This window comes from Nocardia salmonicida NBRC 13393 (assembly GCF_001613085.1).
GTDB lineage: Bacteria > Actinomycetota > Actinomycetes > Mycobacteriales > Mycobacteriaceae > Nocardia > Nocardia salmonicida.
Map to the genome: position 1 here is coordinate 99,065 of NZ_BDBR01000031.1, position 12,510 is coordinate 111,574.

The 12,510-nt window shown below is 68.9% G+C and carries 12 protein-coding genes; 10 read left to right on the top strand and 2 right to left on the bottom strand.

Going from position 1 to position 12,510, the window contains the following annotated elements; genetic code table 11:
- Positions 1 to 28: 28 nt before the first annotated feature.
- The 10 genes from NS1_RS26265 to NS1_RS26310 all read left to right on the top strand — a co-directional run bounded on the left by NS1_RS26265 (position 29) and on the right by NS1_RS26310 (position 10,483).
- On the top strand, positions 29 to 1,156 hold the full coding sequence (locus tag NS1_RS26265; protein WP_062988670.1) for a glycosyltransferase family 4 protein: 1,128 nt from the start codon (positions 29 to 31) through the stop codon (positions 1,154 to 1,156).
- A gap of 43 nt (positions 1,157 to 1,199) precedes the next feature.
- A complete protein-coding gene (locus tag NS1_RS26270) occupies positions 1,200 to 1,589 on the top strand; it encodes a hypothetical protein (protein ID WP_062988672.1) in 390 nt (129 codons plus the stop codon).
- 103 nt (positions 1,590 to 1,692) lie between these two features.
- Positions 1,693 to 2,130 (top strand): SRPBCC family protein, encoded by a 438-nt coding sequence (locus NS1_RS26275; protein WP_056816585.1) that lies wholly within the window; start codon positions 1,693 to 1,695, stop codon positions 2,128 to 2,130.
- A gap of 26 nt (positions 2,131 to 2,156) precedes the next feature.
- Positions 2,157 to 3,407 (top strand): ArsA family ATPase, encoded by a 1,251-nt coding sequence (locus NS1_RS26280; RefSeq protein WP_084465713.1) that lies wholly within the window; start codon positions 2,157 to 2,159, stop codon positions 3,405 to 3,407.
- Positions 3,397 to 4,107, top strand: coding sequence for a hypothetical protein (locus NS1_RS41200; protein WP_174562681.1), 711 nt, complete (start codon positions 3,397 to 3,399; stop codon positions 4,105 to 4,107). The genes NS1_RS26280 and NS1_RS41200 overlap by 11 nt, the downstream gene beginning before the upstream one ends.
- The gene (locus tag NS1_RS26290; protein ID WP_062988676.1) at positions 4,104 to 5,099 is read left to right on the top strand and encodes an ROK family protein; all 996 of its coding nucleotides are present in this window, start codon (positions 4,104 to 4,106) and stop codon (positions 5,097 to 5,099) included. Before NS1_RS41200 ends, NS1_RS26290 begins: the two co-directional genes overlap by 4 nt.
- A gap of 118 nt (positions 5,100 to 5,217) precedes the next feature.
- Positions 5,218 to 5,946, top strand: a complete 729-nt coding sequence (locus tag NS1_RS26295) for a lysophospholipid acyltransferase family protein (protein WP_056816594.1) — start codon at positions 5,218 to 5,220, stop codon at positions 5,944 to 5,946.
- Between the two features lie 183 nt (positions 5,947 to 6,129).
- A complete protein-coding gene (locus tag NS1_RS26300) occupies positions 6,130 to 7,509 on the top strand; it encodes an ABC1 kinase family protein (protein ID WP_062988678.1) in 1,380 nt (459 codons plus the stop codon).
- Between the two features lie 97 nt (positions 7,510 to 7,606).
- Complete coding sequence (locus tag NS1_RS26305) at positions 7,607 to 9,160, top strand: alkaline phosphatase D family protein (RefSeq protein WP_084504440.1); 1,554 nt, start codon at positions 7,607 to 7,609, stop codon at positions 9,158 to 9,160.
- Between the two features lie 51 nt (positions 9,161 to 9,211).
- Complete coding sequence (locus NS1_RS26310; protein WP_056816601.1) at positions 9,212 to 10,483, top strand: FAD-binding oxidoreductase; 1,272 nt, start codon at positions 9,212 to 9,214, stop codon at positions 10,481 to 10,483.
- Positions 10,484 to 10,708: 225 nt separating this feature from the next.
- Here NS1_RS26310 and NS1_RS26315 read toward each other — a convergent pair whose 3' ends face one another.
- Positions 10,709 to 11,125 carry a cytochrome c oxidase subunit 4 gene (locus tag NS1_RS26315; protein WP_062988680.1) on the bottom strand — a complete coding sequence of 139 codons (417 nt, stop codon included), beginning with the start codon at positions 11,123 to 11,125 and terminating at the stop codon, positions 10,709 to 10,711.
- A 10-nt stretch (positions 11,126 to 11,135) separates the two neighbouring features.
- Positions 11,136 to 12,125, bottom strand: coding sequence for an aa3-type cytochrome oxidase subunit II (ctaC, locus tag NS1_RS26320; protein WP_373864364.1), 990 nt, complete (start codon positions 12,123 to 12,125; stop codon positions 11,136 to 11,138).
- Positions 12,126 to 12,510 lie beyond the last annotated feature (385 nt).

Here is a 12,510-nt window from a genome sequence, read left to right on the forward strand (position 1 = left end):
GTCAGCCGACCGATTAGGTTGTTCTCTTATGGCCCGAACTCTGCTGGTTACCAACGATTTCCCGCCTCGGCCGGGCGGAATCCAGTCGTATCTGCAGGCACTGTCGAATCAGCTGCCGCCCGAGGACCTGGTGGTGTACGCACCGCGCTGGCGCGGTGACAGCCACGAGAAGTTCGACGCCGCGCAGAAGTTCCAGGTGGTGCGCCATCCGACCACGCTGATGCTGCCGACCCCCGCGGTCATCAAGCGGGCGAGCGCACTGCTGCGCGAACACCGTTGCGACACAGTGTGGTTCGGTGCGGCCGCACCCCTGGCGGTGATGGCGCCGATACTGCGACGCGCGGGCGCCGAGCGCATCCTGGCCAACACCCACGGTCACGAAGTGGGCTGGTCGATGCTGCCGGGATCGCGCCAGGTGCTGCGTTCGATCGGCGAGCACACCGATGTGGTGACCTACGTCAGCAAGTACACCCGTGGCCGCTTCGCCTCGGCCTTCGGTCCGCGCGCGGCGCTGGAGCATCTGCCGCCGGGCGTCGACCCCACCGAATTCCGGCCCGACCCGGCGGCCAGGGAAGAGCTGCGCGCCCGCTACGGACTCGGCGAGCGCCCGACCGTGCTCTGCCTGTCGAGGCTGGTTCCGCGCAAGGGCCAGGACATGCTGATCGTGGCGATGAGCGAGATCCGCGAGCGCGTCGACGGCGCGGTGCTGGTAATCGCGGGCGGTGGACCCTACGAGACGCGGCTGCGCGCGCTGGCCGAGGCCCTCGGCGTGCAGAACAGTGTGGTGTTCACCGGGCGGGTGCCCTCGGGCGAGCTGGCCGCCCATCACACGATCGCCGACGTGTTCGCGATGCCGTGCCGCACGCGCGGGGCGGGCCTCGACGTCGAGGGTCTGGGGATCGTGTTCCTCGAGGCGTCGGCCTCCGGGGTCCCGGTCGTGGCCGGCGACTCCGGTGGCGCCCCCGAGACCGTGCGCGAGGGCGAGACCGGCATCGTGGTGCACGGCCGGTCGGTCTCGCAGATCAGCGATGCCATCGTCGAGCTGCTCACCGACCGGGACAAGGCCGCCCAGATGGGCGCCGCGGGCCGGGCTTGGGTGGAGCAGAACTGGCATTGGGACCGTCAGGGCGCCCGCTTGCGGGAACTGCTGCGGTGACACCCTGCCCGGACCCGGTGTGGCGTCCACTACGCTCAGCCGGGTGAGCAGTATCCAGGTCGCTGATCAGACCTTCCTCGCCGCACCGGGCGCCGCGATCGCCGAGGTGCTGAGCGCCGCGAACAACTGGCGCCGCTGGTGGCCCGATCTGCGCCTCGACGTGCGCGAGGATCGTGGCGACAAAGGCATCCGCTGGACGGTGGCAGGCGCGTTGACCGGCACCATGGAGGTATGGCTCGAGGCAGTCCCCGAGGGGGCGATCCTGCACTACTTCCTGCACGCCGAACCCGCGGCCGAACCGAAGTCGGCGCGCGGGCTGGCCGCGGCCAATCGGGCCCGCCGGGTCGCGGGCCGCGCCATGGCGTTCGAACTCAAGGCACGGCTCGAAGCCGGTCGACCCGCGGGCGTCGCACCCGCGGTCGCCGCCCCCTGACGCACGTTCTCGGCGCGCCTTCGCCGATGGACCGACCGGCACGGGTGCGACAGAGGAGAACCGCGGCACCAGCCGCCATAAACAGAGAAGAGGCTTGGGCGCCATGGCTGACCGGACTCAGAGATCGATCCTGATCGACGCACCGTCGCAGCAGGTGATGGCCGTCATCGCGGATCTGGAGTCCTATCCGGAGTGGGTGGCTGCCGCGAAGTCGGTGGAGGTCATCGAGCGGGACGCGCAGGACCGCGCGGCCACCGCCCGGTTCGTGCTCGACGCGGGCGTCGTCAAGGACACCTACGTACTGTCCTACACCTGGCGGGCCGACGGCAAAGCCGTGTCATGGCGTCTGCTCAGCGGTGACCTCCAGAAAGCCCAGGACGGCAGCTACGAACTGCTCGACCGGCCCGGCGGCGGCACCGAGGTGGTCTACGAACTCACCGTCGACCTGAACATCCCGATGATCGGCATGTTCAAACGCAAAGCCGAGAAGGTCATCACCGACACCGCGCTCAACGAGCTGAAGAAGCGGGTCGAAGGCTGAGCGCCCCGGGCGGTACCCGCGTCGAGCTGTTCGTCGGCAAGGGTGGTGTCGGGAAGACGACGCTGGCCTGCGCGACGAGCATGGCCTATGCCCGCTCGGGTCAGCGCGTGCTGATCGCCTCGCTGGATCAGGCCCATTCGCTCGGTGACGCGCTCGGTTTCCGTTTCCCGCACGATCCGGGCACCGTCGCCGGAGTGGCCAGGGTGGCGCCCGGTATCGAAGTGATCGAGATCGACTCCCTCGCCCTGCTCGAAGACCGTTTCCGCGATGTGGTGGCCATGCTGGCCACGGGCGGCGGCCACGATCACGGCTTCGACCTGGCGGCGCTCGACCCGGCCGAACTCACCGGACTGCCCGGTGTGCAGGAACTGTTGATGCTGGTCGAGATCGGCCAGTACGCCGAGGAGAACGACTGGGACGTCATCGTCGTCGATTGCCCGCCCTCGGCCGACATGCTGCGCATCGTCACCGCCCCCGACACGATGCTCAACTACCTCGAACGGCTCTGGCCCAAGCACGCGCGCACGATGAGCGCGATCGGGCTCGACCTGCGCAAGGCGGTGCTCGCGGCGGCGGTCGAACGGATCGTGGTGGCGGTGACGCAGGTTCGCGACCTGCTCGCCGACCGCACTCGCACCAGCGCCCGCCTGATCACCGGCCCCGAACAGGTCGCCGTCGCCGAGGCGCGACGGGTGCGTTCGGCGGCCGCGCTGCTCGGCCTGCGGATGGACGCGGTGGTGGTGAACAAGGTGCTGGCCCCGGTGCCGCCGCCCGGCGACAACGCCCACCCGGCCGTGCACTGGTATCTCAACCGCCGCGCCGAGCAACTCGAGGTGGTGGCCCGGCTCCACGAACAACTCACCGATGTCCCGATTCTGATCGCCCAGCACGCCGGTGCCGAACCGGTGGGGGTGAATTCGCTGTCGGCGTTCTCGCATTCGGTCGACACGCCGCCCGCCCCACACGCGCAGGGCACGGAATCAGGCGAACCGGTGGTTCGATGGGAGTCCGGCTCCGGTGTCGACTCCGTGTACGCGATGCGGATGCGGCTACCGGTGGTCGATCCCGGCACCTTGCGGCTGGGCCGAGTGGAGGACGATCTGATCGTGGGAGCCGACGGGGTACGCACACGCGTACGGCTCGCGCCGGTGCTGCGACGCTGCACGGTAGCGGGCGCCGAACTCGACACCGGTCACCTCGTGGTCCGCTTCCGGCCCGATCCGCGGGTGTGGCCCGCCGATCCGAACTACACGAAGGCCACCGCAGATGAGCACTGACTCCCAGTCCGAGCGCCACGGCCACGACGGCTTCGCCGAGTTCACCGAGGAACTGCGCCTACTCTCCGAAGTCCTGCTCGCCCGAGTCGAGCCGGTGCTGCGCCGCACCGCTGCCGACGGCCGAGCCGACCTGGGCGGCTGCGCCTGGTGCCCGGTCTGCGCGGCCGCGGCCCTGGTGCGCGGCGACCACCACGACGTCGTCGCGGCCCTCGCCGAACACGGCACCTCCCTGGTGACGGTCCTGCGCGAAGCCCTCGCGGGCATCCCCGTGGAACCGGTCCTGCCCCCGGAGTGGGCCGATCACGCTGCGGGCCACCCGGATTCGACCGACGGTGCCCGAGGACGTGCGGCACACCCCGATTCCGACCCCGCCGCGGCCGGTCCCACGGGTGAGGACCCCGCCTCCACCGCATCCGGCCCACAGCAGCACACCGCCGCCGCGCAAGCCGACGCCGGCGGCGGGCCGAAGTGGGGCACGTCCCGCAAGAACGCCGCCGCCCCGCGCCCCCGCCGGGTCGACGAGTACTCCGCACCACGCACCTCCCGCACACCGCGGGCCCCCCGCATCGCCCCCGAATCGGCCGATACCGCCGCGAACGCGTCGGGCACAGGCGCTTTCGCCACCACCGAGGATCGCTCGGCCACCGCTCGCGCGCCACGCTCGCAATATGTCGACATCCCGGTGACGATCCGGGGATGACCAGCCGGATCGACCCTCAACACCTGCTCACCGTCGGCATCGACGTGGGTGGCACGAACATTCGCGCCTCGGTGGTCGACGCCGAGGGCGAGGTGCTCGACACCGTGCAGGCGCCGACCCCGCATTCGGCGCGTGCGCTCGAGGACGCGATCGACCGCTCGGTGCGCGAGCTGGCCCGGCGCCATCCGATCGCGGCGGTCGGGCTGGCCGTCGCCGGTTTCATCTCCACGGATCAATCGACGGTCCTGTTCGCGCCGCACCTGCCGTGGCAGAACGCCCCCGTCGCGCAACGGCTCACCGCGCGTCTGGGCCTGCCGGTGATCCTCGAACACGACGCGAACGCCGCGGGCTGGGCCGAGTACCGCTTCGGCGCGGCGGCGGGCGGGCAGACGGTGGTGCTCGTCGCGATCGGCACCGGCATCGGCGCCGCGCTGCTCATCGACGGTCGGCTCTATCGCGGCAGCCACGGCATCGCCCCCGAACTCGGCCATCTCCAGGTCGTCCCCGAGGGCCGCGCGTGCCCCTGCGGCAAACACGGCTGCTGGGAGCGCTACTGCAGTGGAACGGCACTGGCCGACACCGCCATCGAAATGCTCGCCACCGACCCCGTGCGCTCGGTGCTGGCCCGTGACGTGATCCGTGATCCCGGCTCGCTCACCGGCCGACGGGTCGCGAACGCGGCCCAGGACGGCGACCCACTCGCGGTCCGGGTGATGGCCGACTTCGCCCGCTGGCTCGGACTCGGCCTCGCTTTCGTCAGCGATCTGTTCGATCCCGACCTCGTGGTGATCGCGGGTGGCGTGAGCAGTTCGGCGCCGCTGTTCCTCGACGAGGCGCGCGAGCACTACGCGATCGCGGTCACCGGATCCGGGCATCGGCCGCTGGCCAGACTGCGTACCACCCAGCTCGGAGAGGCCGCGGGAATGATCGGCGCCGCGGAGTTGGCCAGGGTGTCGATCGACACGCCGGTGGCAGGTCGCGCGGCGAGATAAGGGTCACAGCCATGTGAGCCAGCTACCATCCTGGGTTGGTTGTGACCTGCGACCAGCGGTAAAGTCGTTGTCCGACGAGGCTCTACACAATTATCCCGGTCCCTGGGGAAAGGACGCCATGTTCTACTGGCTGCTCAAGTTCGTTCTCGTGGGACCGTTCATGCACATGTACAACCGGCCCGAGGTCGAAGGGGTCGAGAACATCCCGACCGACGGCCCGGCCATCATGGCGGGTAATCACCTCTCCTTCTCCGACTGGCTCTTCGCTCCTCTGCTGAGCCCGCGCCGGATCAACTACCTGGCCAAGGCCGAGTACTTCACCACCCCCGGTTTCAAGGGCCGCCTGCAGAAGTTCTTCTTCAGCGGCACCGGCCAGTACCCGATCGACCGCAGCGGCGCCTCGGCCGCCGAGGACGCGCTCAACGCGGCCACCAAGCTCCTCGACGAGGGCCGCCTCGTCGGCCTGTACCCCGAGGGCACCCGCTCCCCCGACGGCCGCCTGTACAAGGGCAAGACCGGCATGGCGCGACTCGCGCTCGAGACCGGCGTCCCGGTGATCCCGGTCGCGGTGATCGGCACCGACAAGGTGAGCCCGCCCGGACCGTTCAAGTGGCGTCGTCAGAAGGTCACCCTGAAGTTCGGTGCGCCCCTCGATTTCTCGCGCTACGAGGGGATGAGCGGCAACCGCTTCGTCGAGCGCGCCGTCACCGACGAGGTGATGTACGAACTGATGCGCCTCACCGGCCAGGAATACGTCGACGTCTACGCGCACAGCCTCAAGAAGGGCGTCGCCCCGACCGACAATCAGCTCGACGCCACCCGGATCCCCGAAACCAAGGCGAGCTGAGCCGAAACCTGTTCCGCCGCCTGGACACCATCGCACTGTTCACGCGCTGATCGACTGGACGTCTACGCATCCACGGTCGTTGCCCGGACGCTCGCGCGCCCGATTGGTACCCTGTGCCAGGCACGGGCCGATGGGCGGGCGGGCCACCAGAGGTGGCGGGCGTCGGCGGACAGCGAGGTAGGCATGGCCGGAGGCGAATCCGACGAGGGTCGCGTCATGGCGTTCACCCGCCGTACGACACCTCGCGACGGTAATCCACCCACCGGCCGAGTAGTACGCAGCGCCCGTCTGGCCGCGGTACCGGTCGCCTACGCGGGTCGGCGCATCGCAGGCTTCGGCAAGCGCGCCGCGGGCCGCGACCCCGCCGACGTAGACCGCGACATCCGCGTGCGCACCGCCGAACACCTCTTCCAAGTGCTCGGCGAACTCAAGGGCTGCGTCGCGAAACTGGGCCAACTCCTCGGCCTGCTCGAACTCGGGCTGGCTCCCGATCTGGCCGAGCCGTACCGTCAAGCCCTCGCTCGCCTGCACGATTCGGCACCCGCCATGCTGCCCGGCGCGGTCCACGCGGAACTCGCCGCCCATCTGGGCCCGCACTGGCGCTCACTGTTCCTCGAATTCGAGGACCGCGCCGCCGCCGCCGCCTCGGTCGGCCAGGTCCACCGCGCCCGCTGGCACGACGGCACCCAGGTGGCGGTCAAGGTGATGTATCCCGGTTCCCGCCGCGCGGTACTGGCCGATCTCCAAGCTCTGCGTCGCGCGACCCCGCTGTTCACCGCGCTGCTGCCCGGCGCCGATACCCGCCCGGTGGTGGAGGCGCTGTGCGACGAGATCCGCGACGAACTCGACTACGCCCGTGAGGCCGTGAACCAGCGCGCCTTCGCCACTGCTTTCGCCGACGACCCCGACGTGGTGGTGAGCCGGGTGATCGCCCAGCGCGGCGATGTCCTGGTCACCGAATGGCTCGACGGCGTTCCCCTGTCCCGGTTGATCGTTCGCGGCAACGCCGACGAACTCGATCGCCTCGGCGTGCTGATCATGCGCTTTTTGTTCTCCGCCCCCGCCCGCGCCGCCCTGGTCTACGGCGACCCCCACCCCGGCAACTTCCTTCGCATGCCCGACGGCCGCCTCGGTGTCGTCGACTTCGGCGCCTGCACCCCCTGGCCCGCCACCTTCCTCGACGTGGCGAGCGACATCGGCGCCGCCGTCATCGCCGACTCCCCCGCCGACCTCGAGGCAGCCATGCGCCGCCACGGCTTCGTGGCCCCCGACCGCGAGCTCGACATCGCCACCGTCGCCGCACGCTTGCAACCGGTCCGAGAAGCCCTCCTCGCCCCCACCTACCCCCTCTCGGCCGACTGGCTCCGCGAACAAGTCCGCCTGGCCACCGACTTGCGCCTGTCCAATGTCCTACGCCAACTGACGATGCCCCCCGGCCACACCCCCATCCTGCGCTCCTTCCTCGGCGGCGTAGCGGTCCTGTGCCAACTCCACACCGCCGTCCCCCTCCGCGCCGAATGCACCCGCTGGTACCCCGAAACCGCCGCCGCCGCAGGGCTCTAGACGCGTCAGCCGAGTTCGGCCCGTCGTACGACATCGTTCATGTTCCGTTGCCTTGCTAACGACCGGATGTTACGACCGGTGGCGCACCGTGAGGCTCATGGCTGTCTCGGATTTCGCGATGTCTCGACGCACGCTGCTGCGCGCCACCGCACTCGGTGTGGTGACTACTCCTGCCCTGGTGGCCTGCGCTGACGACGGGCCCGCGCTGGTGCGGGCCAGGCCCGCGCTCACGCACGGGATCGCCGTCGGTGATCCGCGTAGCGACGGCGCGCTGATCTGGGCTCGGTCGGATCGGCCTGCCACGCTGGTGGTGGAGACCTCGGCGACCGAGAAGTTCAGCGACGTCAAGCGATTCACCGGGTCGCTGCTCACCCCGGCCACCGACGGCACCGGGCGCGTGCGGGTGAACGGTCTGCCCGCCGGGCAACTCGTGCACTACCGGGTGCGCCTCGACGGGGAGGACGGGGCGAGCTCGGAGACTCTCACCGGTGTCTTCCGCACGGCGCCGACCGCGCCCTCCGATATCTCACTGCTGTGGTCCGGTGACGTCGCGGGCCAGGGGTTCGGCATCAACCCCGACCTCGGCGGCATGAAGGTGTTCTCCACCATGGCCGCCCGCGACCCACACCTGTTCCTGCATTCCGGCGACTGCATCTACGCCGACAACGCGCTCAAAGAGTCCGTGACGCTGCCCGACGGCCGGGTCTGGAAGAACATCACCGCCGAGGCGAAGAACGCTCCCGCGGAAACCCTCGACCAGTTCCGCGGCAACTACGCCTACAACCTCACCGACGACAACTATCGCCGGTTCAACGCCGCCGTCGCCCAGATCGTCCAGTGGGACGACCACGAGACCACCAACAACTGGTCGCCCGGCGGCACGGTCGCCGCCGACAAGGGCTACACCGAGCGCAGCATGGACACCCTCGCGACGCGTTCCTGGCAGGCCTTCCACGAGTGGATGCCCCTGGAGCCGAAGGAAGCCGTCGACGGCCGTCTCTACCGCAAGATCTCCTACGGCCCGCTGCTCGACGTGTTCGTCCTGGACATGCGCGCCTACAAAGACGCCAACACGGCCAATACCGCGCCCCGGGGCCAGATCCTCGGCGCCGCCCAGATCAAGTGGCTCACCGAGGGCCTGAAGGACTCCAAGGCCACCTGGAAGATCGTGGCCGCCGATCTGCCGCTCGGCGTTGTCGTCCCCGACGGCAAGACCGCCTTCGAAGGCCCCGCCAATGCCGCCCCCGGCGCACCCTCCGGCCGCGAAACCGAGATCGCCCAGGTGCTCTCGGCGATCAAGGCGAACAGGGTCGCCGACGTCGTGTGGCTCACCGCCGACGTCCACTACACCGCCGCGCACCACTACTCCCCCACTCGCGCCGCCTTCACTGATTTCGACGAGTTCTGGGAGTTCGTCTCGGGCCCGCTCAACGCCGGCGCGTTCGGCCCCAACCCCCTCGACCCCACCTTCGGACCCGAAGCGGTCTACGTCCACGCGCCGCCCACACCCAACGCCTCCCCCCTCGACCCGGAGTACCAGCACTTCGGTGAGGTGAGAATCGACGGACGCACCGGAGAAATGACCGTCAACTTGTGCGACGCGACCGGAAAAGTCCTGTTCACCAAGCAACTCGCGCCCACGCGGAAATAGGTGCTAAGTACCCTGCGCAAGAACCGCCCACCTGTGGTTAGCTATGCGGTCATGGGCACGCCGCATACCGTCATCTCCGAAGAATATCTCCCCACCGACACGGCGGATGTCGTTCGCACTGTGCGTGATTCACGCGGCCGGTCGGAACGGTTGACGGTGCGCGGCGGTGAACAGACCGAAGAGTCCTACGGTCTGGCCGATCAGCGTGGCGTGCTCTCGCTGCGCAAGATGAACTCGGTGCTCGACATCAACCTGGGCAGGCGCACCGTGCGGGTGCAGGCGGGCGCGAAGCTGTCCGAGATCGACCGCCGCCTCGGCGCGCACAGTCTCGGTCTGCCGGTGGTCGGCGATCATCGCGACATCACCGCGGGCGGCTTCGCCTCCGTCGGTGGGGTGAGCACCGCCTCGCACCGCTACGGCATGTTCATCGACCAGATCGTCGACCTCGAGTACGTCGACCCCGACGGCCGGATCGGCACCTGCGGGCGCGGCCATCACACCGAGCGTTTCCACCGCATTCTCGGCGCGGGCGGTCGCGCGGGCATCATCACCGCCCTCACCCTCGATGTGGTCGAGGTCGACAAAGACCACACCATGCTCACCACCGACGCCGACCGGTTCCTCGACTTCGACTCCTTCGTCGAGCACGCCACCAACGAGATCACCAACCCCGGCAGCGCGGCGCTCCAGGTCGGCCGCTGGGTCGATACCGCCCCGCTGAAGGTGGCGCGCCCCGTCGGCGCGGGCCAGGTGACCCTCGGCGCCGTGCGCTTCGGTCAGTGGTCGAGTCTGTACCCCACCGCCCCCACCCGTGGTCTGCGGGCCCGGCGTGAGGTCGGCACCCGTACCCGGAAGTCGTTGGGCGCCATCGCGTCCGCGGCGGGCGGGCGCGCGGGCATGCCGGTCCGCAACGCGGCGGCGGGCGCGCTGATGTTCGCGCCGAAGGTGCTCACGATGCGCGATGCCGAGTACCTGGCCGACACCGTCATCAACTCCTCCGAGCGCGGCCCCGCCTACCGCGTTGGCGTGTTCGCTCCCCTGGCCAACTACGGTTCGGTCTTCTACGGCCTGCACGACCTGTTCTCGGCCCACCGTGAACGCTCGGGCTGCTTCACCGTCATCTCCGCGATGACCTACGGCGTGCGCTCGGAGTACCTGCGCGCCGAAGCCGCCGCCCGTGGCCTCACCCCCGCCGACTACGGCCTGATCACCTTCACCTGCCGCCTGCGCCCCTCAGCCCTGCCCTCGGAGCAGCTGCGCGAGATCGTCTCCGGCATCGACGACATCTGCCGCTCGGAACAGGCCCTGCGCTACAGCGTGTAAGTCACCGAACGTGAAGGCCCCCCACCGTATTCGGCGGGGGGCCTTCACGTTCGGTATGACGAAACCCCATGGGGCCGACCTCGAGGAGGCATCGCGAGCGAAGCGAGCGTCGCGGCCGCCCCGAGGAAAAACGACCCGAGACAATGCACCGCAGGTGCGAGTCTCGGGTCGTTTTTCGTCGGGGCAATCAGGGCCGCGACTCGAGCGCGCCAGCGCTCCAATAATTCAGTGCTTCTCGGCACCCAGGTAGTACTCGAACACCAGGCCCGCTGCGGCGGTGAGCACGAGCACCACGCCGAGACCGATCAGCCAGAACTGGAAGAACGCCAGGCCCAGCGCGGTGACCGAACCAGCGCCGGCCAGCAGGATGGGCCAGAAGCTACCGGGCGAGAAGAAGCCCAGGTCACCGGCGCCGTCCACGATCTCGGCCTCTTCGTAGTCCTCGGGCCGCAGGTCGATGCGGCGCGCGACGAACCGGAAGTAGGTGCCGATGATCAGCGACAGGCCCGCGGTCAGCACGATCGCGGTGGTGCCTGCCCACTCGATGCCGGTGCGCGACTGCGCGGTGAAGAACCCGTAGACGATGCCCACCAGGATGAAGAAGGCCGTGAGCAGTTCGAAGATCCGCGCTTCGATCCTCATATCAGAATCCTCACTTGCTCTCGTTCACCGAAGCGCTCTTGGCATCGCGCTTGGTGTTGAAGGGGTACGTGGAGGTGGCCACCGGCGACTCGCCGATCGATGCCAGCGCCTCACCATTGGTCTTGCCCTCGATGCGCGCCTGCATGTACTTGGCGTACTTCTCCGGCGAGACCGCGCGGACCTCGAAGTTCATCATCGAGTGGTAGGTGCCGCACATCTCGGCGCAGCGGCCGACGAACGCGCCTTCCTTCTCGATCTCGGAGATCTGGAAGACGTTGTCGGACTGGTTTTCCTTCGGGTTCGGCATCACGTCGCGCTTGAACAGGAACTCCGGCACCCAGAAGGCGTGGATCACGTCCGCGGCGGCGAGCTGGAACTCGATGCGCTTACCGGTCGGCAGCACCAGCACCGGAATCTCTTCGCTGGAGCCGAAGGTCTCGACCTTGTCGTAGTGCAGGTACGAGAGGATGTCGTTGGCCGGCTTGCCGTGCACCGGACCCGGCTGCGGATGACCCTTGTCGTTCTTCAGCTCTCGGTACTCGGCGAGCTGCTCTTCGTTCAGCAGCTCTTTCTCCGTGTCGATGCCGTTCCAGGTGAGACCGCCGACATTGTTGATGTTGCGGTAGCCGAACTTCCAGTTCCACTGGAAGGCGGTCACGTCGACGGTGACATCCGGGTTGTCGGTCTTCTCGTGCACGTAGTTCTGCACGACCACGGTGAAGTAGAACAGCACCGCGATGATCACGAACGGGATCGCCGTGTAGGTCAGCTCGAGCGACACGTTGTACCCGGTCTGACGCGGGAACTCCGGGGAGTTCTTGCGCTTGCGGTGGAAGATGATCGTCCAGAAGGTCAGACCCCAGACCAGCACGCCCATGGCGAGCGCGGCCAGCACCGACCAGGTCCACAGCTCGCGCATCCGGGTGGCCTGCGGGGTGATACCCGATGGCCAGCCGAACCGCAGCCAAACATTGTCGATCGAGCAGCCCGAGACGAGCATCGCGGTGATCCCCAAGGACACCGCCAGCCCGGCCCGCCGAAGGATCCGGCCCTGCCGACCCTTAACGGGTCGTGCCCCGATCTCTTCGCTCGCCTTGTGCGCCACGCTCACGCCTTCCTGGTCGCCACACATTCCGACACATTGCGTCGTCCGGGCGGCGATTCGCCCGTTCGACACCTCTTCAAAGCAGTTTCAGGCCGTCCCGAAGTATTGCCGCTGTGACGCCTGCACACCTGAGAAGGACCTGAGTACTACGCAGCGTAGACCAAAGCGGGCACTGTCTTGTCGCGGGGTCACTTTCGACACTCCGCCGTGACCGCCCGGATCGTCGCGACCTGCGGTTTGACTCCCGTCCGGTTGCCGCGCACCCCGAGCGAGCGGGCGA